The sequence below is a fragment of the Candidatus Solincola tengchongensis genome (assembly GCF_015711935.1).
Classification (GTDB): Bacteria; Actinomycetota; Geothermincolia; order Geothermincolales; family RBG-13-55-18; genus Solincola_A; species Solincola_A tengchongensis.
The window spans coordinates 24,289-48,585 of sequence record NZ_JACVJJ010000031.1; the positions used below are offsets into that span (position 1 = coordinate 24,289).

The 24,297-nt window shown below is 61.9% G+C and carries 20 protein-coding genes and 1 tRNA gene; all 21 read right to left on the minus strand.

Features of this window, described 5'->3' with window-relative positions; translation table 11 throughout:
- Positions 1-179: 179 nt before the first annotated feature.
- Positions 180-863, minus strand: a complete 684-nt coding sequence (locus H7007_RS01905; protein WP_287152800.1) for an MBL fold metallo-hydrolase — start codon at positions 861-863, stop codon at positions 180-182.
- Positions 864-942: 79 nt separating this feature from the next.
- Positions 943-1,518, minus strand: coding sequence for a CDP-diacylglycerol--glycerol-3-phosphate 3-phosphatidyltransferase (pgsA, locus tag H7007_RS01910; RefSeq protein ID WP_287152801.1), 576 nt, complete (start codon positions 1,516-1,518; stop codon positions 943-945).
- Positions 1,519-1,751: 233 nt separating this feature from the next.
- Positions 1,752-1,829 (minus strand) — tRNA-Pro (locus H7007_RS01915).
- A 153-nt stretch (positions 1,830-1,982) separates the two neighbouring features.
- Positions 1,983-4,094 carry a sensor domain-containing diguanylate cyclase gene (locus tag H7007_RS01920; RefSeq protein WP_287152802.1) on the minus strand — a complete coding sequence of 704 codons (2,112 nt, stop codon included), beginning with the start codon at positions 4,092-4,094 and terminating at the stop codon, positions 1,983-1,985.
- A gap of 131 nt (positions 4,095-4,225) precedes the next feature.
- On the minus strand, positions 4,226-5,521 hold the full coding sequence (gene hflX / locus H7007_RS01925; RefSeq protein WP_287152803.1) for a GTPase HflX: 1,296 nt from the start codon (positions 5,519-5,521) through the stop codon (positions 4,226-4,228).
- Positions 5,522-5,584: 63 nt separating this feature from the next.
- Positions 5,585-6,745 carry an LL-diaminopimelate aminotransferase gene (locus H7007_RS01930; RefSeq protein ID WP_287152804.1) on the minus strand — a complete coding sequence of 387 codons (1,161 nt, stop codon included), beginning with the start codon at positions 6,743-6,745 and terminating at the stop codon, positions 5,585-5,587.
- 123 nt (positions 6,746-6,868) lie between these two features.
- On the minus strand, positions 6,869-7,726 hold the full coding sequence (dapF, locus tag H7007_RS01935) for a diaminopimelate epimerase (protein ID WP_287152805.1): 858 nt from the start codon (positions 7,724-7,726) through the stop codon (positions 6,869-6,871).
- Positions 7,727-8,698: a tRNA (adenosine(37)-N6)-dimethylallyltransferase MiaA gene (miaA, locus tag H7007_RS01940; protein WP_287152806.1), complete on the minus strand. Its 972-nt coding sequence runs from the start codon at positions 8,696-8,698 to the stop codon at positions 7,727-7,729.
- A 274-nt stretch (positions 8,699-8,972) separates the two neighbouring features.
- Entirely contained in the window at positions 8,973-9,512 is a 540-nt protein-coding gene (gene amrA / locus H7007_RS01945) for an AmmeMemoRadiSam system protein A (RefSeq protein ID WP_287152807.1), read from the minus strand.
- The gene (locus H7007_RS01950; protein WP_287152808.1) at positions 9,509-10,357 is read right to left on the minus strand and encodes a class III extradiol dioxygenase subunit B-like domain-containing protein; all 849 of its coding nucleotides are present in this window, start codon (positions 10,355-10,357) and stop codon (positions 9,509-9,511) included. Before H7007_RS01950 ends, amrA begins: the two co-directional genes overlap by 4 nt.
- Before the next feature lie 247 nt (positions 10,358-10,604).
- Positions 10,605-11,921, minus strand: coding sequence for a tRNA (N6-isopentenyl adenosine(37)-C2)-methylthiotransferase MiaB (gene miaB / locus H7007_RS01955; protein ID WP_287152809.1), 1,317 nt, complete (start codon positions 11,919-11,921; stop codon positions 10,605-10,607).
- Positions 11,922-12,178: 257 nt separating this feature from the next.
- Entirely contained in the window at positions 12,179-12,949 is a 771-nt protein-coding gene (locus H7007_RS01960) for a sugar phosphate isomerase/epimerase family protein (RefSeq protein WP_350340602.1), read from the minus strand.
- Between the two features lie 30 nt (positions 12,950-12,979).
- Positions 12,980-13,351 (minus strand): DUF948 domain-containing protein, encoded by a 372-nt coding sequence (locus H7007_RS01965; protein WP_287152810.1) that lies wholly within the window; start codon positions 13,349-13,351, stop codon positions 12,980-12,982.
- A gap of 437 nt (positions 13,352-13,788) precedes the next feature.
- A complete protein-coding gene (locus H7007_RS01970; RefSeq protein WP_287152811.1) occupies positions 13,789-14,049 on the minus strand; it encodes a stage V sporulation protein S in 261 nt (86 codons plus the stop codon).
- Positions 14,050-14,474: 425 nt separating this feature from the next.
- Positions 14,475-15,581, minus strand: coding sequence for an ATP-binding protein (locus tag H7007_RS01975; RefSeq protein WP_287152812.1), 1,107 nt, complete (start codon positions 15,579-15,581; stop codon positions 14,475-14,477).
- Positions 15,582-15,967: 386 nt separating this feature from the next.
- Entirely contained in the window at positions 15,968-17,509 is a 1,542-nt protein-coding gene (gene rny / locus H7007_RS01980; protein ID WP_350340601.1) for a ribonuclease Y, read from the minus strand.
- A gap of 290 nt (positions 17,510-17,799) precedes the next feature.
- Positions 17,800-18,915, minus strand: a complete 1,116-nt coding sequence (recA, locus tag H7007_RS01985) for a recombinase RecA (protein WP_287152814.1) — start codon at positions 18,913-18,915, stop codon at positions 17,800-17,802.
- A 412-nt stretch (positions 18,916-19,327) separates the two neighbouring features.
- Entirely contained in the window at positions 19,328-20,695 is a 1,368-nt protein-coding gene (rsmB, locus tag H7007_RS01990; protein WP_287152815.1) for a 16S rRNA (cytosine(967)-C(5))-methyltransferase RsmB, read from the minus strand.
- 31 nt (positions 20,696-20,726) lie between these two features.
- A complete protein-coding gene (gene fmt / locus H7007_RS01995; protein ID WP_287152816.1) occupies positions 20,727-21,674 on the minus strand; it encodes a methionyl-tRNA formyltransferase in 948 nt (315 codons plus the stop codon).
- Between the two features lie 35 nt (positions 21,675-21,709).
- The gene (gene def, locus H7007_RS02000) at positions 21,710-22,210 is read right to left on the minus strand and encodes a peptide deformylase (RefSeq protein WP_287152817.1); all 501 of its coding nucleotides are present in this window, start codon (positions 22,208-22,210) and stop codon (positions 21,710-21,712) included.
- Positions 22,211-22,293: 83 nt separating this feature from the next.
- Complete coding sequence (gene metK / locus H7007_RS02005; protein ID WP_287152818.1) at positions 22,294-23,493, minus strand: methionine adenosyltransferase; 1,200 nt, start codon at positions 23,491-23,493, stop codon at positions 22,294-22,296.
- Positions 23,494-24,297 lie beyond the last annotated feature (804 nt).

Genomic DNA, 24,297 nt, shown 5'->3' on the forward strand with positions numbered 1-24,297 from the left:
TCATTTCTTATTATAACCAAAAGTTCCCCCTCCTCTTTTCCGCCGGAGGCCCCGTCCGTAGAGGCGAATGGAACGCTTGGCGGGGATGACCGTGCAGGAAGAAGCGAGCCAATGGACGAGGAACGCGGAAAAGTCTCCCGCGCCGCGTGACCCCTTTTATCCCTTTTCCCTTGGGCGCCTCAGTCGATGAAATCGAGCACCAGTATCAGGGTGGGCTCGGGTAGTTCCCGGGGATCGATGTACACCGGCCTCTTCCCTACCCTCTCCACGGCGGAGAACCTCGCGAGGAAGGGTTCCTCGGTGAGGATGGGGAAATTGCATCCGGCATTGCGGAAATGCATGGGCACGGCGATGCGCGGCGCAAGCGCTTTCACCAACTCCGCCGCCTGGCGGTCGTCGACGGTGAATGTGCCGCCCACGGGAACGAATAGCACGTCTGCCCCCTTCAGCTCGGACACCAGGTCCTTCCCGAGGAGGTGCCCCAGGTCCCCGAGGTGGATGAAGGTCAAGCCCTGCATGCGGATACGGAAGACCGTATTGGGCCCTCTCTCCTTTCCCCCGCTGGCATCGTGGAAGGTGGAGAAGCCCTCGATGACCACGCCGTCTATTTCCGTTTTGCCCGCCTCCCGGACCACCCTTGGTTCGCCCTCCACAAGGCCCACGTTGGCGTGGTCGAAATGATCGTGGCTCACCAGGACGATATCCGCCTTTAAGCGGGGAAGGGAATAACCTACCCCCTCCCCGTAGGGATCGGTGACCAGGCGATGGCCTGAACCGTCCTCCAGGAGGAACATGGCATGCCCCAACCAGCTCACGCGGACGGCCTCGGAAAGGTCTTTCTCCTGCGTAAAACGGGGACTCATACTCTCACCTCCTCACCGAGCGCTACCGGCTCGCGCCGGATGTCGTTCCGTGAACATCCGGACCTTACCGCCGCATACCTCAGGATTCCAGCCGAGCGCCTAACAATTTTATACCCCGGCGCAGGTAGATGAAACCGCTGAGATAGGAGAAGAAGATACCGACGCAGAATATCACCAGCCCCACTAAATTCACCTGCCGGTAGAGGTTCCAGAAGATGAATATGCAGATGGCGGTGAAGAGCAATGCGGTGGCCAGCTTACCCGTCCAGTGCACGGCCAGCCGCTCCCTTACCTGCGGATCCCTTATGCCCACCACGGGGGCGCCGAGCAGCATGAGCGCGTCCCTGCTCACGATGAGGATGCCCATCCAAAGGGGCATGAAGAGGCGCCACATTAGGGCCACCAGCACGGCGATGACCAGGAGGCGGTCGGCAAGCGGGTCCACCACCTTGCCGAACTCGGAAATGGTGTTGGTGCGGCGGGCTATCTGGCCGTCTATGAAGTCGGTAAGGGCGGCGAAGAGGAAAACGGCGAGCGCCCAGGCGTGGGCGGCATCCCTTGTGTGCTGGCTGGCGGTAAAGATCAGCCACACCACCAGCGGGATCAGGGCCACACGCAGGCAGGTGAAGAAATTGGCGATGTTTCTCCTTATCATCGAGGACCTCCCTTCTGCGGGGGTATGCTGACCAGGGTCTCTGGGCCTTTAGTCAATCCTTCCCCCATGAAGCCTCCTTTCGACGGGCGCGGGGCGGGACGGCGCCACCCCCAAGGCGCTTAAGCATACCCATATGGTCCGTCCTGGCGCTTATTCTAATCAAGGGGGGTGACGCGCGGGTAAGCGTGCGCAGGCCGCAAAATCAAAAAGGCGGCTTTGACCGCCTTTCTCGCTGGTCGGGATGGCCGGATTTGAACCGGCGACCTCTAGACCCCCAGTCTAGCGCGCTAACCAAGCTGCGCCACATCCCGCCTTGATGAATGCTATTTTATACCCCCTTCGGCGCCCGTGACAATGCGACCCTGAAAAGGGATGAACGCGATGGCGAGCGGGAGATACCCGATCCTCGAGAATCGGCATGTGGCCCCCTCTTCACCCGGGACTGTGGGGGGGCAATGGTGGGGTCAGAAGGGCACATGGGGGTGGAAGGCCTCCCGGTCCAGCGAGGGGTCGTAGAGGCAGACGCGGTTGCGCCCCGTGAGCTTAGCCCGATACAGAGCGCGGTCGGCGCGGTCGATGAGCTCCTCCGTCTCCTCGGCGTCCTCCGGAAAACCGGATATCCCCATGCTGACGGTGAGGTTTCCGCCGGGTTGGAATTCCTCGAAGGGGAAGACGTAATCCTGAACCATCCGCCTGATGCGTTCCGCCATGGCCATGGCTTCCTGCTTGGCCACCTCGGGGATGATGATGGAGAACTCCTCCCCCCCGTAGCGGAAGACGGTGTCCACTTCCCGGACGTTCTGCTGCAGGAGCCCGGCGAGTATGCGCAGCACCTCATCTCCCCGCAGGTGCCCGTGCTGGTCGTTATAGATCTTGAAATAATCGATGTCCAGCATGATGAAGGAGAAAGCCCTTCCGTAGCGCAGGGAACGCTTGACCTCCTCCCCCAGAACCCGCTTCAGATGGCGGATGTTGTAAAGGCCGGTCAGCTCGTCGGTGACCGCCAGCTGGCTTATCTCCTCGAAGAGGCGCGCCCTCTCCACGGCCACGCCTATCTGTTCCCCTATGGCCTTGGCCAGAGCGGCGTCCTCCTCGTCGAAGGCCCTCTCGAAGCGGCTGGCCATATGCAGTATCCCGTAGAGCTTGGTGCCCGAACGGATGGGCACGCAGAGGACGGATTTTATGTCCTCGCTGACCATCATGTTGGGACAGCGCTTTTCCGTTTTCACGTCGGGACATATAAGGTAGTCTCCGCTCTTGAAGACGAAGCATCCGGCGATCGGCTCGAAGGGATGGCTCAGATGCCTCTCGGCATATTCCTGGTCGTAACCCAGGTTGCGAACGGTCCTCAACTTGCCGGACTGAGCGTCCACCAGGTTGATCAGGGCCTTGTCAGGGGCGAAGAGGGCCCGGATGACGTCCATGGCCAGGTTGTACAACTGATCCAGGCTGGAAGTGGTATGGATGGCGTCCACCACCCTGATGAGGCTGGTCAGCTGGGCCACCTTCTCCTCGCTGCGCCGGAAGAGGATGGCGTTGTCCAGAAAGACGGAGATGTGCGGCGCGAGCAGCTTCAGGATGTCCATGTCGCGGCGGGAGAAACCCCTGCGATCCAGTTTGTTGGCCAGGACCAGGAGGCCGATCTTCTTTCCCCGTGCCTCGAGTGGACAGGCCATCAGGTCCAGCAAGCGCATCACCGGAAGCGGCATGGGCAGCTCCATCTCCCGGCAGGCGCGCCTGGTCAAGAGGAGAGGGCTTCCACGCTCAAAGGACTTCGCCAGGAGGCTTTCCGAGCCCAGGGGAATCCTGAGGCGGGAGGCGACCAGATAGTCAAGCCCCGGCGAGGGCTGCTGGGCCACCAGAGAAGCGTCGTTCTCGTCACGGGTGAGGAGGAGCACGATCTCCGCACGCATGATCTCGGCCATGCGGTGCGTGATCTCGGCCATGACGTTGTAAAGGGCCGGACTCTTGCTCGAGCTGTGGCTTATCTCGTAGAAGAGACGCAGCCGCCGTCTGTCCTTCATGAGGATGTCCATGAGGTAGATATCCAGGATGGAGGCGCCGGCCAGGAAGCCGTAACGCAAAATTAGGGCCTGTGCGAGGTCGAAACCCGGGGGAAGGCTCCGGTCGGCGAGTACCACTACCGTGTATCCCAGGAATCCCAGGAAGGTGGCCAACAGGGCGCCTCTGAGCTCGCCGTAGACGCTTCCGATGACCGGGGACATCCCGAGAAGGAGGAAAGTGTAGCTCTCCACGCCCCCGCAGAGGTAGATAGCCAGACAGATGGCGGACAGATCGACCACCGTGGTCAACAATCGGAGCCCTCTCTTGTTGCCCAAGACGCCATGGTAGCGGTAGGCGGCCAGGGTGTAAGTAATATATGCGCCACCCAACGCATAAAGAGGCGGGTAGTCGACCTTTCCCCCCAAGTTCACGTTAAGCCGCCCCAGTTGAACGAGCAGCAGAAAGCCCAAGGTGGAGAAGAGCCGGAAGATGAATTCCCGCCCCCGCACCTCACGGTCCGTTTCACCGGCCCATGGGCCGCCTTCACTAACTCCGCCGGCCGTATCCCTCATCTCCCCTCGTGGCAAGTGGAAATGGACAGGAAGATATAACAGAATATTACAATAAAACGCCGTGGAGGGTGTTTCGGTCCTCCTCGCATCACGCCTCTGATATCCTCGGCAACCGGTGGCGTGCCGCCGTTTCAGGCATCTTCCTCCTCCTTGAAGGCCCGCAACCTCTCCGCCAGTTCTGGAGGGACCTCTGCCAAAAGATGGTAGAATCCGTCCCGGGAGCCCAGCTCCAGCACCTTTCCCCGCCGATAGAGAAGAGAGAGGAGGCGGCCTTCCTCCAGGGGCAGCTTCAAGCGCATGGTGCGCGAGGCGGGAATGCAGGCGGCCATCCTCTCCTTGAGCTCGGGGATGCCCTCACCGGTGACGGTGGAGGTCAGCACCCCCTCGGGATACCTCTTGCGGAGGTATTCCCTGGCCTCCCCGTCCAGCAGGTCGATCTTGTTGAGCACGTAGATGGTGGGGATATCCAGGGCTCCTAGCTCCTCCAGGACCTCCTCCACGGCCCTGGTCCTTCTCTCGATGTTGGGAGCGGAGGCGTCGATGACGTGCAGCAGGACGTCCGCCTCCCTGACCTCCTCCAAGGTGGACTTGAAGGCCTCCACCAACTGGTGCGGGAGGTGGTTGATGAAACCAACCGTGTCCGTGATCACCGCGCGCCGGTTCCCCGGGAGCATCAGCCTCCTGGTCGTGGGGTCCAGGGTGGAGAAAAGGCCGTCCTCCACCAGCACTCCGGCATCGGTGAGCAGGTTGAGCAGAGAGGACTTCCCGGCGTTCGTGTAGCCGACCAGGGAGAAGGTGGGGATCTCCAGGCGGAGGCGCCTCTTCCTTTTCACGCGCCGCACCCGGGTCAGCTCTCTCAGTTCCCGGTTCAGGGTCCTCAAGCGCATGTTAATGCGCCGGCGGTCCACCTCCAGCTTGGTCTCCCCGGGTCCGCGGGTCCCTATCCCCCCTCCAAGGCGGCTGAGCTGGGCGCCCTTCCCGGTCAGCCTGGTCAGCTGGTAACGCAGCTGGGCCATCTCCACCTGGGCTTTGCCCTCCTTGGAATGCGCGTGCTGGGCGAAGATGTCCAGGATCAGGGCGGTGCGATCCACTACCTTGATGTCCAGGGCGTTCTCCAGGTTGCGCTGCTGGGAGGAGGTGAGTTCCTGGTCGAAGATGACCAGATCGGCGCCGCTTTCCGACACCCGCCGCTGCAGCTCCTGCAGTTTCCCCTTGCCCAGCAGGGTAGCGGCATCCGGTTTCCTGCGCGACTGGACGAGGGAATCAACCACCACCGCTCCGGCGGTCTCCGCAAGGGAGCGCAGTTCGGACAGGCTCTCCTCCGCCTCCACCTCCGGGACGTCACCCCAGAGCACGCTCACCAGGACGGCCTTCTCCGCCTCCTCTTCCCGCGGCCGTTCGGTAAGGTCGCTACGCTCCTCGCTCAAAGGCCTTCACACCGTCCTATGATCAGCCCTTACCGGGAAGCCTGAGCGATGCAGGTCCACCGTTCAGGAAAAGGCCTCCCTTATCCTGCGCACGCCCTCCCTCAGCTCATCGTCGGGCAGGGTGAGGGAGAACCTCACGTAGCCTTCCCCGCGGGACCCGTATGCGGCACCCGGGACCACCACCACCCTCGCCCTCTCCAGGAGCTCCCTGGTGAAGGATCCCGATGTGTGCCCCTCGGGTACCCGCATCCAGACGTAGAGGGTGGCCCGCGGAGGTTCCACCTTCCAGCCCAGTAGGCGCAATGCGTTCACCAGCTCGTCTCTCCGCCGGCGGTAGACGTTCCGATTGTGCTCTACGCAGTCCTGTGGGCCCTCCAGGGCGGCCACTCCCGCCAGCTGGATGGCGTTGAAGACACCTGAATCCACATTCGTCTTCACCTTGCCCAGGGCGGCGACGACCCTCTCCCCTCCCACGGCGAAACCCAGACGCCATCCGGTCATGTTGTAGGTCTTGGACAGGGAATGGAACTCCAGCCCCCATTCCCTGGCGCCGGGGACCTCCAGAAGCGAAGGTGCCCGGTAACCGTCATAGGTGATCTCCGAATAGGCGTTGTCGTGGGCCAGGAGGACCTCATGGCGTCGTGCGTAGTAAACCGCTTTTTCGAAGAAGGAGAGGTCGGCCACCGCCGAGGTGGGGTTGTTGGGGTAATTGATGAACATCATCCTGGCCCGGTCCCATACCGCGCCTTCCACGGAGTCCAGGTCGGGGAGGAAACCGTCCTCCTCGCTCAAGGGCAGGTCTACAGGGATCCCGCCGGATAGGATGACCGAGGTGCGGTAGACGGGATAACCGGGATCCGGGACCAGCGCGGCCTCACCCGGGTTCAGGCAGGCCAGGGGAAGGTGGGCGATGCCCTCCTTGGAGCCGATGAGCGTGAGGACCTCACGGTCCGGATCCAGCTCAACGCCGAAGCGCCGCATGAACCATGAGGCGGCGGCCTCCCTGAAGCGCTTCATGCCCTGATAGGAAGGGTAACGGTGGTTCTCCGGGCGGGCCGCCTGAAACCGCAGCTCCTCGACCACGTGCTGCGGGGTCGGCAGGTCGGGATCCCCGATGCCGAAGTTTATCAACCTCACGCCTTCCCTGCCAAGTTCTTCCATTCGCCTGTCTATCTCGGCGAAGGGATAGGGGGGCAGGTTCTCGAGCCTATCGGAAAACCTCACCGTCTCCTCCTTGGAACCTCATGACTCTATCCATGTACTCGTATCCATACGTCTCACCACGGTAGCTCAGGAGAAGGGGCCGCGGTCGACCCCATGAGGAGCTTGGGAGATGCCTGCATCCGGTCACGGACTCTCCATCCACCCGGAACTCAACTCACCGCTGAAAACCTCCACCGCAGCACCAACCAGGTGTACGTGACCTCCCGGATCCGCATAGATCCGCAATCTACCTCCCGGAAGCGACACCTCCATTGAGGTAGCTCCCTTTCCGGAGTGCACGGAGGCAACGAAGGCGGCGCAGGCTCCCGTCCCGCAGGCCTGGGTCTCCCCCACTCCTCTCTCCCACACACGCACCCGTATGTGCCCTTCGTCCACCGTCTCCACAAATTCCACGTTGGTGCGACGGGGAAAATATGGATGCCTCTCGATGTGAGGGCCCCAGGCCTCGACCGGTGCCCTCTCCACATGGGGGACGAAGACCACACAATGGGGGTTGCCCATGGAAAGGCAGAGGGCCTCGGTCCTCTCTCCTCCGGGAAGGTCAAGGGTCACCTCCACGGGCGTGCCGGCCTCCACGGAATCGGGCAGATCCGGACCGCCGAACTCCGGAAATCCCATATCCACGTCCACCTCCCGCACCTTCCCCCCCTCGACCGTGAGGAGGAGCTCCCTGGTGCCGGCACGGGTCTCTATAAAAATCCTGTCCCTTCGGATTCCTTCCCTCTCGTACAGGTACTTGGCCAAGCAGCGTATCCCGTTCCCGCACATCTCCGCCTCCGAGCCGTCGGCGTTGAAGATGCGCATCCCGGCGTCGCCGCCGGCACGCGGAGGGCAGGCGAATATCACCCCGTCCGCCCCGACGCCTGTGTGCCTGCGGCAGAGCTCAGCGATCTCCTGCGGTGAGAGGAAGGGCTCTCCCCGTTCCATAGCGCTGAAGATTATGAAGTCGTTGCCCGTGCCGTGGTATTTATAGAAGACCACCTAATCCCCTCCGTCCAGTCCCTCTCGCAGGCATTCGAACACCCTCTTCCAGCTCTCGGGGGAACTCCGGAGAAGCTCGCTCTCCTCGAGCCTGAGCCACCTCAATCCCGGGAGGCGGCGGAACCAGGTCAACTGCCTCTTGGCGTAGCGCCGTGAACGGCGCTTTATTTCAGAGATAGTCTCGCCGAGCGTTTTTCGGCTGTCAAGATAAGATAGGACCTCCTTGTACCCCAGAGCCTGGCGGGCGGTGCGGGAAAGGCCTCTTTCCGCCAGGGACCTCACCTCCTCCACCAGGCCGGCGGAGAACATCTCCTCCACCCGGCGGTCTATGGCCCGGTAGAGGGCCTGCCGGGGGGCATCCAGAACCACACCAACGTAGGGATACACCAGTGGCTGCTCTCCGCGGCGCGACTGTAACCGAGAGATGGGGACACCCGTTCGCATATAGACCTCCATGGCCCGGATGACGCGGCGGGGGTTGGAGAAGTCACTGCGGGAGGCGAACTCCGGATCCACCTCCCTAAGGCGTGCCCTCAGGCCCTCGAGGTCCCGCCGCGCCCACTCCTCCAATTCCTCCCGGAGCCCGTTCTCCTCACCTCCGGGAGGAAAGCGGAGGTCGTAGACCACGGCCTCGAAGTACAGTCCCGTGCCCCCTACCAGAAGAGGGACCTTTCCCCGCGAGGCCACCTCCTCCACCGCCCGGCGCGCCTCAAGCTGAAAACGGGCTACGGAGTACTCCTCGTCGGGATTCACCACGTCGATCATATGGTGGGGGATGGCCTCCCGCAGTTCGTGTCCCGGCTTGGCCGTGCCGATGTCCATACCCCGGTACACCTGCATGGAATCGACGGAGATTATCTCCGCCTCGAGGTTTCTGGCCACCTCAACGGCTATGCGGCTCTTTCCCACCGCCGTAGGGCCCAGTATGGCGGCGACCTTTATGTGCCTGCTGCTTCTTCCCTCGTTCCTCAATCCTTGAGCCTGTCCTGGTAACTTATTTCCTCTGTTGATGCCTGCAGGTCGAATAGGCGGATTCCATATCCGTTAAGCGGCCCCGCGATTTGCCCTCGGGGCCCGTACTTCCGGGTCCCGGACTCCCATGCTCGGGGGGTGGGGCGGAAAAGCGAGGCCTTCGCAGTGGGGAAACGCTTCATCGAAGCGTCCCGGGAGGGAGATGGCGGGGCCGCCTCGTAACCGTTGCGCCCTGCGATAACTCCTGCGGCGCACGTCCCGCAAGATGAGCTTCTCAATGATGCCTCCGGACCGTGAAGCGGTATATGTGGATGGGTTCGTGTTGCCCGATTCCGGCTTTGCGCCTGGCTATATCCAGTTGCTGCTCCACGGTGTCCACACCCTCCAGGTCCGGGAGCAGGAGGCCCAGCCGTCCTCCACTCTGGACGATGACCCCAAAGCGCCGGGGGTCGAGCTGGGAGATGTCCTCCACCGGTTCCGGCTCACTGAGGACGTCTACGCTTATCTCCAGGTCCGGGAGCTCCTCGGGGCTCACGGGCGGGAAGCGGGGATCGCGGGTGGCGGCGCTTATGGCGTTGGAGACGATCTCCTCGGCCAGGTTGTCCCGGGTGGGCTGGAAGGTACCGATGCACCCCCTGAGCTCGCCTCCTTTCTTGAGGCTGACGAAGGCTCCCGCCCTCTCCCTCAACTCCTCGGGCAGCCTTTCCCGGGGCCCGGGATCCAGGACCTTCCTCTCCCGGACCCATTTCTCGATGGCCGACCGGGCCAGGGAGACGAGGGGACTTGCGGCACCCGGAGCGTCCCTCCCGCTCATACTCCCACCTCCCTCGTGGCGGGCAGGTGCAGGGAGACCAGGTATCCGACCCCGAACGGGCCCTCGTAGGAAAGAACATGGTTTTCCAGTTCCCCGTCTTTCAGGGCCCCCCAAAGAGCATGGATGGAACGGAGTCCACATTCGCCCGCCGCCTCCACCAGGTCCTCCTCCAGAAGGTAAAGAGAGTCGAAATCGCCTGTGCGGGCGATGTCCACTATGCGGCGGTCGAACTCCGACCCCAGGGGATGATACCCGGCGGGCGCCCCCCGGGTCAGGCGGTGCGAGAGGTCTCCGCTGGCCACGAAGACGGCCTTTCTTCCCATCCTCAGGCAGGCCGCGCGGGCGATCCTCCCCAGGTGGAAGTGGCTACGGTAATCCAGACCGGAGATGGAGAGGGAGATTATGGGTGTTTCCAGATATTGGTCGAGGTAGTACAGGGGCACCAGGAGCCCGTGGTCGAGTTCCTCTCCCCTGTCGAGCCACCCTCCCCTCGAGCGCTCCAGGGCCACCAGCGGGAGGCCTTCCGACTCGGCCTCCTCGACCATGGCGCGGGCTAACTCGACGTCATTGCGTTTGGATATGCGGACCTGAGGGCAGCCGAAGGAAGCGAAACTCCCCTCCAGCCTTTCACCCACCTTCACGGTGAAAGCGTCCCTGAAGATGGGGGTATGGGGGGAGATCATTACCAACACGTCCGGGCCCAGATCCCTGACCGCAGAACCCAGCCTCTCCATGGCCTCACGCGTGGAGCGCACCGTCTCCACGTCCCTTCCCCCGATGTCGGGCACCAGCAGCGGAGGGTGGGGGACTATGCATCCGCCAAGTATTCCCGCTTCCGCATTCACTCCATCACCCCCCCTATGACACCCGTTCGACATCCTTTCCCCGCCGGTCCCGCACCTCATGTCCAGAGGACGGTTCCCGATGCCGTCGCAACGGCCAGTTATAAAGATACCCCGCTCCGGGCCCCGTAAAACGACAGCGCCGGGACAGCCTCCTCTTCCCTCATTTGAATCCACGCCGGAGGAGATGTGCGAGCTGCCCTCTTGCCCCCACCGGCCCCTCTTTACCATGCGTATGCACGACAGTTCGTCAGTAGACGTCCACTATATCTCCCCGCATGCTCCAGCTGCCGGAGCCGGTGATCCTCACCCGTACCTCCCTGCCGGTGAGGTCTTCCTCTCCCCGAGGAAAGTGAACCACCTGGTTTCCCCTCGTGCGCGCCCTCCATACCTTGTCGTCCTTGCGACTGGGGCCTTCGACCAGGGCGCGCTCCACCCCCCCTACCCTCCGCCGCAGGCTCTCGGCGGTCAATCGCCGGGTGAGGTCCGCCAGCCTCTGCAGCCGCTCCAGCTTGACCTCCCGGGGTACGTCGTCCTTGAGCCGCGCGGAAGCGGTTCCTGGCCTCGGGTTGTAGATGAAGGTGAAAGCGGCATCGAACGCGCACCTCTCCACGAGTTCCAGCGTGCGCTTGAAGTCCTCTTCGGTCTCCCCGGGGAAGCCCACCATGAGGTCGGTGCTCACCACTACCCCCCTCACCATGCGCCGCAGCTCTTCCACCTTGCACAGGTAATCCTCGACCCCGTACCCCCGGTTCATGGCCTTGAGTATCCTGTCCGAGCCGGCCTGCAAGGGGAGGTGTACGTGCTCGCACACGTTCTCCGTCTCGGCGATGGCCTCCATGATGCGGCGGTCGAAGTCGCGGGGGTGGGAGGTTGTGAATCGTACCCACACCCCCGGGAACTCACACCCCATGAGCCGCAGCAGTTCCGCGAAACGGCTCCGCCCCTCCTCCCGGAGGCGGTAGGAATTGACGTTCTGGCCCAGAAGGTTGACCTCCCTTACCCCCTCCTCCACCAGGCGACCCACTTCCTCGAGAACCTCCTCTATGGGCCTGCTCACCTCTCTCCCGCGGACAAAGGGGACCACGCAGTAAGCGCAGAAGTTGTCGCAGCCGTGAGTGATGGTCACCCAGGCCCTGAAGCCCTCCCTCCTCCGGAAAGGCAGCCCGGAAAGGTGGAGCCCGTCCATCCCCAGCTCGCAAAGGCGGCTCCTGGAGGCCTCGTCCAGAAGCTCGGCTATGCGGGGGAACTGGTGGGTCCCGAAGACCAGATCCACGTGAGGAGCCTTTTCCAGAAGACGCGTCCCTTCCTTCTGGGCCAGGCACCCGCCAACGGCGATGAGGGTACCCCTCTCCTCCTTCAGCGGACGGAGGGAAGCGAGCCGTCCGTACAGCCTTTCCTCGGCGCTCTGCCTAACGCAGCAGGTTAGGAGGATGACCGCCTCGGCCTGCCCGGGCTCCGTCTCCCTCCAGCCCGCTTCTTCAAGGATGCCCGCGATGCGCTCAGCGTCGTGGATGTTCATCTGGCATCCGAAGACGAGCAGCGCATAACTCCTTTCCGTTTCCATACCTTCAATTGTAAACCATGCCTCGATGTTGGATCGCCGGCCTCCAAACCCCCACGGCGTGGGCTCGAACAGCAAGGCATCCCTCACCCTTGCCCGGTCGAGGTGTAATCCGCTTGAGAGCCGGTATCCTTCCGCGCCTAAAAACGGGCCGCATTCCGGCCCAAATGCCATACCCTGCAAATGGGGAGCCTTCTCCGGCGCGGTTCAAGAGGAAGTCATACCTCCTGGAGGAAAAACAAGGGATGGGATGCCAGGCCTCACACGGAGCTCAGGCAGAACTCCAGGCTGCGCCTTAGATTGGACAGTACTCGCCTTTCGCCCAGCCTCGCTTCCAGCGGGCCCGGTCCGAGCTCCAGGGAGACCTTTCCTCCGTAATTGGCGGCGGAGAGCAGTTTGAGGAAGCGTTCCAGGGGAAGGCGGCCCTCGAAGGGCAGGGCGTGGTCGTCAAAGCCTTTGAGGTAATTATTGGAAAGATGGACATGCCTCACCCGTTCTCCCAGAATGTCCCATGCCCTGAAAATGTCCACGCCGGCCACGGCGAAATGGCTGGTATCGAACACCAGGTGGGGGAAACGGGTCAGCGCGTGAAGGTTGTTATAGAAACTGAAGTTCACGGGGCGGCGCAGCTTGAGCAGCATGGCGTTCTCCAGAGCCAGACAAACGCCTCCTTCCTTGCGGCTGGCATCCAGATTCCGGCGTATCCAACGCGCGTACTGCCATTGCCACAGGTAGGGCAGGTGGGCCACCACCACCTCCGCTCCCAGGTGCCTGGCCATCTGCAGGGAGAGCTCTATCTTGCCCCGGTAATCGCCCCAGACCTTTCGCGCCGCCATCAGAAAGGGAGCGTGAATGCAATCGACGCTCAAGCCGTATCTGTCCGCCAGCCGTTTCACCTCCTCCGGGGACTGGGTCTCCGGTCGCTTGGTCACCATAAGCTCTACGCCAGCAAAACCCGCCTCGCCTGCCAGGTAGAATATGCGCTCCAGTTCCCATTGGAAGAGCGAAGCCGTGGAAAAGATGAAGTCTATGGCCGATACCTCCCTTCTCGGCGTCTTATGTCATCCCCGCGGATGAAGGACGCGGCGCAGGATACTCTTGCCGGCAGCCGTGGCGGCGAGTGCACTTCCCCATCTGGCCAGCGGAGAACGGAGGGCTTTCTCCACAGCCTCGAGGCCGGACTCCAGTCCTGTGAGCAAGTCGCGTATCTCGCCGGTGGCCACGGTGAGGTTCTCCAGTTCCAGGTTTATCTCCTCGGCGGCCTTATTCAGATTGACCAGAAAGACGTTCAATTGAGGACGGGCATCCCTCAGGGTGCGGTTCACCTCGTCCACGCTCCTGGACAGCTTCAGGCTGAGGCGGATTAGGAAGACACAGACTGTGGGCACGGAGACGATGGCCACCAGCAGAAATATCGCTTTGAGCGCGGTCATCCTCCCTCATCCTCCAGGTCGTCCATCGGGCGGCGTCCCGCCTCCGCGGCGGCTTACGTTCTGCACGGCCGTAACGGAGCATTGCGCCGGTTAACATATTATAACCACAACCCCCGGGGAAAGAGATGAACGTAGTTCCAGTCGGATGCCGGGCAGCACGCCGACCCTTCCGCGGAAAGAGACCGTTGGCGCTGCGAACCTTTACGACCGCTTCCGTGAGGGAGCCGGCAAGGAAGGAGAGATTCTTCATGGCCATCTCGAGGCCAAGAGCGCTCTCGAGGTCAGCGTGATTCTACGGATAGCCTGATGGCCGTCCTCTCCTCGCCATAAAAGGGTCCTCTGGCGCGCCGGCACCCTGAGAGACCGCTTGCGTGAGGGAGCCGGCAAGGAAGGAGAGATTCTTCATGGCCATCTCGAGGCCAAGAGCGCTCTCGAGGTCAGCGTGATTCTACGGATAGCCTGATGGCCGTCCTCTCCTCGCCATCGATGATGATGTCGGTGAAGGCAGGAATGCATACCAGGTCTATTCCGCTGGGAGCCACGAATCCCCTGGCGATGGCTATGGCCTTGATAGCCTGGTTCAGGGCACCGGCACCGATCACCTGGATCTCGGCACTTCCCGATTCACGGAGAACTCCAGCCAGAGCACCGGCCACCGAATTGGGGTTCGATTTCGAGGAAACCTTGAGCACTTCCATCTTCTTACTCCTCCCATTGCTCCTTGCGTGCGGCGAAGCCGACATCCCAGGTATCGACATTATTATAATGTGGTCAGATGCGCCTTTAAAGAGCGATGCATGGCCTTCTCTTTGAAGCTCCCGCCTGCTCCAGATCCTTAAAGCCGAACGCGTAATGCGACCTCCCCCTCCCGCGGTACCGTTCCATCCTCTCAGAAGAGGGGGATCGGGGTTTACCAATCCGATACACTGCGGCCACGTCGCCTTTAAAGCGCCATGGAGGCCCTCCCTCCTTTACCCGGTGGAGCGATGCGGCGGGGTCACGTATGGCCACTTTAGCGCAACCGGCCTGAGCTCCAGGCCTGGATGGTGGAAAGGGAGGACAAGCTGCTCTGGCTGGGAAACGTCGCCCAAAAGGTCTCGGTCGTCCTTGAGCCCCGTAGCCCTCAATCCTCCTTCTCGTGCAGTCGAAGGGAGATTATCAGCCGGTCCTTTCGTCTCTTGATTACTGGCTGTTCGGTGCTCAACCAGCACTTATCCCCTATGGTCTCGAAGGCCTCGGCGATGCGTGCGGCCAGCACCTTTAAATCCTGCGGGGTAAGGCGGCGCGCCAGTTGTTCGCCCCAGTCCGCGCGGGTAGGGCGATGCAGGTCAGAACGGCGGATGCACGGGTCGTCGGCTCCACTGCGCAGGAGCTCGTTGATGCTCATCAGAGGCGGTATCTCGTATTCGAGTACCCGGAAGGCATTGCGCTCGGAGACCGCCAGCCCCAGACGCTCCCAGGCGAAGGCCTTGAGGGCTTTTCCCTCTCTTATGCCTCCCAGTTCGAACCACAGAGGACGCCCCTTTATCTCCCTCCCGCCGGCCCAGGATTTTCGAAGCTCCGAGGAGAGGTGATACAGGGTGGAGAGGATCTCCGCATTGGATCCCAGGTATATCTCCACGTTTCCGTCCTGTATGACGAACTCGGTGAGCACACGGGGCACGTTGTTCGGGCCGCCGGCAACCTGGAGGATGCCATCCTCGTTGACCTCCAGCTTCGGAAACGTGGACTGGTCCTTCTTCTCGGGCACGCTCCGTGTGTCTATTCGAGCCCTGATCACGGTTCCCCTCCCCAATTCGGAGCCGACCAGGTCCACCTCCCCCACCACCTGTTTTATGGAGTACAGGGCCATCCCCCTGCCGTGGATGCCCAGATGATCGGATACCACGTCCTTCACTTTGGATGTCACGCGGGCCTCGAAGATCTTGCTGTGCAGCTCGGGTGGTATCCCGCCGCCGTCGTCCAAGACGCAGATGTTCCTCCAGCGCCCCCTCTCCTTCTGAAAGGAGACGAGGATGTGCCTGGCACCTGCGTCGCGGGCGTTGCGCACCAGCTCTTTGACCACGTCCTCAACGCTGCGTATGTCCTGGAGGGCCTGCCTCCTCTCTGCCTCCGTCACCCGGAGGCGCACGTAACCATGACCCAGGTCCTCCTCAACGGCTAAGGTGGAGGGATCTGTGAGGTCCTTTACGAAATCGAGCAGGTCATCCCCCTTATCCGCCTCGCGCATCTCCTCACACCTCGCCCTTCGGTATCCGCGCGGCCGGAATGGCTTTTATCACGCGGTTACTTATGGGGCCCGCCGTTGTAAAGGTGACCGATTTTATGTCACACAGCTTGCCCCATTCCTTCATCTCGGCAACCTGTGCAGGTACCTGAACCCCTGCACCGAAAAAAAGGGCTCTGCCCCTTCACGACAGAAACCCAGAATAAGATAGGAAAGTCTCATCCGCCGGTCAAGCGGCCAAGCCGATCTCGCTAAATTGACCTGTTCCCTTCCATGTCGTGGGCCGTATGAGTGGGGGCATTATACCGTCCCCGGGCCAGCGCAGGAATCACTCCGGAAAAGGCCGCGAATCCGGTCTCCCGTGCCTTTACGAACCCGCGGCTCAGAATTCACTTGGCGTAGTCCACGACCCGCTTTTCCCGGACCACGGTTATCTTTATCTGACCGGGATACTCCAGCTCCTCCTCTATCTGGCGGGCTATCTCCCGGGAGAGGGTCACACAACCCAGGTCGTCTATGACGTCGGACTTCACCATCACCCTTATCTCCCTACCCGCCTGGAGGGCGTAAGAGCTCTCCACGCCTTCGAAGGAATCGGCGATGGTCTCCAGCTTTTCCAGCCGCTTTATGTAGCTCTCGAGCGTCTCTCTCCGCGCTCCCGGACGTGCCGCACTTATGGCGTCCGCGGCCTGTACCAGCACGGCCTCGATGGTCTGGGGTTCCACCTCGCCGTGATGGGCCTCAATGGCATGGATGACCGCCGGGCTCTCCTTGAGGCGTTTGGCCAGCTCGGCACCGATGATGGCGTGGGATCCCTCCACCTCGTGGTCGATGGCCTTGCCGATGTCGTGCAGGAGCCCCGCCCTCTTGGCCAGTTTTATGTCCGTGCCCAGCTCGGCGGCCATGAGCCCGGCGAGGTGGGCAACCTCCAGGGAATGTTTGAGCACGTTCTGCCCGTAACTGGTACGGTATTTCAACCTTCCCAGCACCCGCATGAGTTCCGGGTTCACCCCGTGTAGGCCCACCTCGAAGACGGCCTGCTCTCCGACCTCCTTTATCTCCGCCTCCACCTCGGCCTTGGCCTTCTCGTACATCTCCTCGATGCGCGCCGGCTGAATCCTCCCGTCGGCGATGAGCCTCTCCAGGGTGAGGCGCGCCACCTCTCGCCTCACCGGGTCGAAGCTGGAGAGGATTACCGCCTCCGGCGTGTCGTCGATGATCAGGTTGATTCCCGTGAGGGTCTCGAAGGTGCGGATGTTCCTGCCTTCCCGCCCGATGATCCTCCCCTTCATCTCGTCATTGGGCAGGGGCACCACGGACACCGTGGTCTCCGCCACGTGATCGGAGGCGCATCTCTGTATGGCGTTGGCGATGATGTTCTTGGCCCTCTTGTCAGCTTCCTCCCTGACCTTCTGCTCCATGCGTTTCAATATCTGGGCCGCTTCTCGTTTGCTCTCCTCCTCCACCTGCGCCAGTATGATCTGCTTGGCATCCTCCCTGGAGAGACCCGCGATCTTCTCCAGTTTCTCCTGCTGTTCGCGGAGAGTCCTCTCTACTTCTTTCTGCATGCTCTCAAGCCGGGACTCCTTCTCCGCTAGGGCCTTCTCTCTTTTCTCCAGGTTCTCCGCCCGGCTGTCCATCTGCTCCTCTCTCTGGAGCAGCCTCCTCTCCAACCTCTGGAGCTCACTGCGGCGATTCTTAATCTCGCGCTCAGCCTCACTGCGCATGGCGAAGATCTCATCCTTAGCCTCAAGTAGAGCTTCGCGCTTTTTGTTCTCCGAGGCCCTTTCCGCTTCCTCGATGATCTTCCTTGCTGCGTCCTCGGCTGAGGATATTTTGGACTCGGCGACGATCTTTCGCCCCAGGTAACCGGAAATAACCCCAACCAGAAGGGCCGCGGCTCCGCAAATGATTGCCAGGATCATGGTCATTTCCTCCCTTCTTGTATGTCAAACCGGGCTATACCCGGATTAATAACGCAAAAATGCCGAGTTTGATTCTCGGCATAAGGTTAAATCTACGGTTAAGATTTACCGTAAGGTCCAGGTACCAACCCCTCGCTCTCTTACGGCTATCCAAGAAGCGGCCTCGCCGCTCGGATATCGACCAGCTGCCAATAACCTTAGCCGATTTCAATTCTAAGAAAAGCGCTGATAAAGTGTCAAGGAAACCCCGTAGCCCAGGGGAACGGGGTTTCCTTCGCCAAGAAGAGCTCGATGCTCTACTCGCCGCCCTTACCCGCAGCCTTGCCCGGAATCGTTGGAGCGCTCTCCGATTTGGCCTTAGGGCCGTTGGAACCGTTGATCTTTCCCTCTTGCGGAACGCGAGGCGCTACTTCCGGGACGGGAGGGAGATTGAGCATGGCCCTCAATTGGTTCTCCAGCTTGCGCATGAGGTCAGGGTTGTCCGAAAGGTACTGCTTGGCGTTTTCCCTCCCCTGCCCCAACTGCTCCTCGCCGTAGGTATACCAGGAACCACTCTTCTTCACCAGGCCATGCTCCACCGCCAGGTCCAGGACGTTACCCTCAGAGGAAATCCCCTTCCCGTACATGATGTCGAACTCCGCCTTCCGGAAGGGCGGGGCCATCTTGTTCTTGACCACCTTCACCCTCACCTGGTTGCCGATGATCTCCGCCCCCTGCTTGATGCTGTCCAGTTTACGGATGTCCAACCTTACCGAGGCGTAGAACTTCAGGGCCTTCCCACCGGGCGTGGTCTCCGGGCTCCCGAACATCACGCCTATCTTCTCCCGGAGCTGGTTTATGAAGATGGCCGTGGTGTTGGACTTGTTTATGGTCCCGGCGAGCTTGCGCAGGGCCTGGGACATCAGGCGAGCCTGGAGACCCACATGGGAATCACCCATCTCCCCCTCGATCTCCATGCGGGGTACCAGGGCGGCCACGGAGTCGATGACCACCACGTCCAGGGCCCCGCTGCGCACCAGCATGTCCGCTATCTCCAGGGCCTGTTCGCCGGTGTCCGGCTGGGAGATGAGTAGCTCGTCCACGTCCACCCCTAGGGCCTTGGCGTAGCTGGGGTCCAGGGCGTGCTCGGCATCGATGAAGGCGGCGATACCTCCACGCTTCTGCGCCTCGGCGATGATGTGCAGGGCTACGGTGGTCTTTCCCGAGGATTCGGGGCCGAATATCTCCACTATACGCCCCCGCGGCACTCCTCCGATCCCCAAGGCGATGTCCAGGGAAAGAGCCCCCGTGGGGATGACCTCTACCTGGAATCGGTGATTGTCCTGGCCCAGCTTCATGATGGAGCCCTTTCCGAACTGCCTCTCGATCTGCATGAGGGCCATCTCCAACGCCTTTTCCTTCTCCACTTTCATCCTCCCGCTCTCCGAAAGACCCGGCTACACCGTCAACCGCCCGCGCGCGAAGTCATCCCATCAAGTCTTCACTGATTATATTTCCGCGGGGTGACAAAATAACCTCTCTTACTGCCGGCCCTCCCTTAAGGGTCCGCCTCACGGAGTTTCCCGGAAGGGGGATGACGGCTTCTCCGCCCGCCGTGCAGCGTGACGCCGGCGGCGGGAACAGAATCGGCCCTCACGACATGCCTTGAGTGCTCCCCCTCAGGCGGCGATAGCGAGCTGCCCCTTCCCCTTCGGGCACGGGTATCGAGCTTTTGCATCCCCCATCATGGAAGGAACCCCGTTCCGCTGAGTGGCCGTGCCGCTTTCGAAGAAGTTGCACAGGGTGGCGAAGATGGACAAAACAGGTGGCGTCAGGCTGCCCTTCTCAACCCTTCCTCCGCAGGCGGGCGATGAACATCCCCTCCATGTCATGGCGGTGGGGCAGAATCTGGAGGTACCCACGCGGTGACAGGTCCGCGGCCAGCCTCTCGGGCAGGAGTGATTCCGGGCTCTCGGGCGCGAAGTCCTTCCTCTCCCGAAGGAAGCCCTCCACCACCCCCACCGTCTCCTCAAGGGTGAAGGTGCACACGGAATAGACCAGGACGCCGCCGGGGCGCACCGCATCCGCACAGCCCCTGATGAGTCTGGACTGCACGGCGGCCAGGTTGGCGATGTCGCCCGGGAAGCGTTTCCATTTCAGATCCGGATTCCGGCGCAGGGTCCCCAGCCCGCTGCACGGGGCATCCAGGAGTACGGCATCGGCCGGGGACTTCACCACCTCGCTCAGGTGGGCGGAGTCCCCGGCGAGGATCTCGACGTTCTTCAGGCCCAGCCGGTCGACGACGTTGCGCATGGCCTTAAGGCGCTTGGGGTTGCGGTCCACGGCTATCACCCGGCACCTCTCCCCACCCAGCAGGGCCAGATGAGTGGCCTTCCCGCCCGGTGCGGCGCAGGCGTCCACCACCACCTCCCCTTCTCGGGGGTCCACAACGCGGCTTACCACCATCGAGCTCTCGTCCTGGACCACGCAGAAACCCTTTTCCAGCCACTCCATGAGGGTGGGATAGGGGATGGCCACCTCCACCAGGGATTCGGGCAGCAGGCCGGAGGGCTTTCCCCGCCAGCCACGGGAGGCTATCTCCGCGAGAAGCTGCTCTCTTGAGGCGCGCAGGGGGTTTACCCGCAGGGTGAGGGTGGGAACCAGGTTGTTGGCCTGGCAGAGCTGCAGGGCCTCCTCCGCACCGAAGCGCTTTATCAGGTATTCGGCCAGCCAGCGGGGATGGGAATGGACCACCTCCAGATGGGCGGGGAGGTCGTCCGGCCCGGGCCAGCAGACCTGTTCCAGACCCTCGGCCGCGCACCGCATAACCGCGTTGACGTATCCGGCACCCTTCCCGAGGTGCCGCTTAGCCAGCTCCACGCTCTCGTTCACGGCAGCGTGCGGGGGGACGTGCATTTCCAAAAGCTGGAAGATTCCCAGTCTCAGGATGTCCAGGACCTCGGGATTGAGCTCCTTCAGCGGCCGGTTGGAAAAGGCGGCGATGACGTGGTCGACCTTGTTCCTATGCCTCTGCACGCCGTAAGCCAGCTCGGCCACCAGGGCCCGGTCGCGGGCGTCCAGCTTACCGTTGTCCAGGCTGTATCTGATCAAAAGCCCCAGGTATCCTCCTCCGGCATGCACCCGCCGGGTGAGCTGGTAGGCCATATCCCGTGCATCCACGGCGGTGAGCACCGACTTCCTCTCCCTGGCCACGGGACCCTTCTTTTTCTTTTTTCTTCCTGCGTCAGACATTTTCGCTCACCGTCTCGAAGGACTCTCCCTTCCCGCCGCGGTAACCCCTCAGGAACTCGGATGCCTCCATGCGCCTGCGGCCTTCCGGCTGCAGAAGAAGGACCTGCAGAGCCCCTCTCCCCGTTCCCACGAGCATCTCCCCACCGCGTTCGGCGACAATCTCCCCGGGCCTGAGTGTCAGGACCTCCTCCCTGGGCCGGGAACGGAGTATCTTTATCCATCTCCCGCCAAGCCTCCCCCGTGCCCCCGGTGAGGGGGCAAGGGCCCGTATGCGGTTGTGGATCTCGGCGGCCGGCTCGTTCCAGTCTATATAAAGCTCCTCTTTCCGGAGGGGAGGGGCGTAGGTGGCCTTGCCGGAGTCCTGCTCACGGGGCCGAAGCCTTCCCTCTAAATAGGCGGGGACGGTGGCCCGGATCAATTCCGCACCCCGCTCGGCAAGCCGGCGTCGCAGGGTCTCCGCGTCATCGGCGGGAAGGACCTCCACCTCCAGGGCCCGGACCACCGGTCCGGTGTCCAGACCCTCGTCCATCACCATCAGGGAGACCCCGGTCCTCGACGCACCATCCATCAACGCGCGTCTTATGGGCGCCGCTCCCCGGTAACGGGGCAGAAGAGATGGGTGCAGGTTAAGGAAACGTTGTGGCATGAGGGAAAGCACTCCTTCGGGTATCAGGTTTCCGTAGTCGCATACCAGGACGAAGTCCGGCCGGTGACTCCGCAGCAATCCCTCGAACTCGCTGGCGTCCAGGGCTTCAGGTTTGTAAAGCTTCAGCCGTATCCTTTCCGCCAACTCCGCCACCGGCGTGGGCCGCACTCGCAGCCCCCTGCCCGATGGTCTGTCCGGTCGTGTAATCACCGCAAGGGGCACCCATTCCTCGTTGGTAATGTATCCCAGAACATCGCGCGCGTATTCGCCGCTTCCCATGTACAGGTAGTTCAAGAAATCGAAGGTCCCTCCCCTTGTCCCCGACGCCGTCAATGGCCTTCGATGGCCGCCTCCCCCTGCAGGTACTGGATGGCCTGTACCCTGCTCTCGCGGTCCGTCCTGTCCAGGATCAGCCTGCCTTCCAGGTGGTCCAGCTCATGCTGGAAAACTCTGGCAAGCCATCCCTCGACCTCCAGCCGTCTGGTGCTTCCGTCCAGTTCCATATATTCCACGACCACGGCAAGGTGTCTGGGCACGGGAACGGTCACTCCCGGAAGGCTCAAGCAGCCCTCCAATTCCTCCTCCGTCTCCTCGGAAACGGACAAGAGTCTGGGGTTGATGCAGGCCCTTACCTCCCCCTGGTCCTCGAAGACGAAGACGCGCTTCAACACCCCAACCTGGTTCGCGGAAAGACCCGCGCCGCCGGGACGCGGGAGCGAGTCCGTCAAGTCCCGGACCAGCGCCTCCACGCTCTCGTCGATCTCCTTCACCTCGGGACAGACCTCACGTAAAACCGGGTCCCCGAAGACCCTTATGGGCAGAACGGCCATCCTCATGCCTCCAATGGCGACAATAGGTTTTCCTCCGACTATTCCAGGTTAACATCCCTGGACGCAACCCACACTGAGCGGTCTCAGTCCAGTCCGGCTTCCCGCCGCAGTATCTCCGCTTTGTCCGTCTTCTCCCAGGTGAAGTCCTTATCCATGCGTCCGAAATGGCCATAGGCCGCCGTCTTCTTGTAGATGGGCCTTCTGAGGTTGAGGTCCCGGATGATGGCCGCCGGTCGGAGATCGAAATGGGCCCGGATGAGCTCCAGGATGGTGTCCAGCTCCACCTTCTCCGTGCCGAAGGCGTCGATCATGATGGATACCGGCCTGGCCACACCTATGGCGTAGGCCAGCTGTATCTCGAAGCGGTCCGCAAGACCTGCGGCCACCACGTTCTTGGCCACGTAGCGGGCCGCATAGGCCGCGCTGCGGTCCACCTTGGTGGGGTCCTTCCCCGAGAAGCACCCTCCGCCGTGCCTGGCCATGCCCCCGTAGGTGTCCACGATTATCTTCCTCCCGGTCAGGCCGGTGTCGCCCATGGGCCCGCCGGTAACGAACTTCCCCGTGGGGTTAACCAGCACCCGCAGGTCCTTGTCCACCATCTCCGGGGGGAGGACTGGATGGATCACGTGTTCTATGAGGTCCGGCTTCATGAGTTCCTCGATGTCCACGTTGGGGCGGTGTTGTGCGGAGATGAGCACGGTGTTGACCCTGACCGGCCTGCCGTTCTCGTATTCCACGGTGACCTGAGACTTTCCGTCCGGGCGCAGGTAGGGAAGTATTCCCGCCTTGCGCACCTCCGCCAGCCGATGCGCCAGCTTGTGCGCCAGGATGATGGGCATGGGCATGAGTTCCGGCGTCTCGTTGCAGGCGAAGCCGAACATCATCCCCTGGTCCCCGGCCCCGAGGGAATCGAGCATCTCGTCCTCCGTCATCCCCATCCTGGCCTCGTAGGCCTGATCCACGCCCTGGGCGATGTCCTGTGACTGGGGGTCGATGGAGACCACCACGCCGCAGGTCTCATAGTCGAACCCGTACTTGGCTCTCGTGTAACCGATTTCCTCAATGGTCCTGCGCACCACGCCGGGGATGTCCACATAAGTGGAGGTGGTCATCTCCCCCGCCACTATAACCAGGCCGGTGGTGACCAGGGTCTCCACAGCCACCCTTCCGAAGGGGTCGTCGCGGTACACCTCGTCCAGGATGGCATCACTTATCTGGTCGGCTATCTTATCCGGATGTCCCTCGGTAACGGACTCCGAGGTGAACAGATACCTGTCGGTCACTTCCTCTCCTTTCCCCTTGGCCGCACAAAGGAGTCCCGGCGGCGTTTCCGATCCTAATCGCAACATTATACTACAATAATATCTCTTTATAGCCCGCCTTCCTGACGGACTTTCCTCACCGTTTCTTCCACTGTCTTTACCGGGAGAAGCAACCTCCCTGTTTTGGCCTGGTCCTCTGTCAGGATATCAGAGAGGTCCCTTCCTTCTATGGGGGTTTACCTCAAACCCACCTGTTCTTTCCGCAAAACCTTCTGAAGCGCCCGGTCCGGATGTCGGTAAACCCCATACGCGGTGGTCTCCGTCACGCTCTTAAGGGGGTGCGAACGAACCATAAGTGATTGCCGCCTTCATGGCGCACTCCGCCGTCCATGCAACGAGATGTTTCTCTTTGCGCGCCTTTCGAACAGGGCCTCGCGGTTTCCGAATCTCGAGCAGGAAGACCTATGGTTATCTCTTGCCGGGATGCGGCCGCTCTCCTCGTCCTCCGGCGACGGATAGCCGAACTCAGACGGGCGGTAAGGTGCCCATTGCGGAGTGCCCGGTGCCGGCAAAACCCGTTCACATCCAGGTTGACCGGGCCACACCGAAGGGGAACCCGAGGGCTATGAGCCTACCTATATCATGTTTGTACGGAGAACTTGAGGAGCCGGTGTTGTAGGCCCTGGACGTAGCCGGTTATGGGAAACAGGCTCCACCTTCGTCTTCGCTTCCTGCCGGACGGAAATAGCCGGTTGAACCGGTAGCGGATTCAGATATAATATTGAAAAACTTTTTCGGAAAAACAGCCCGAAAAGGATAAGGACG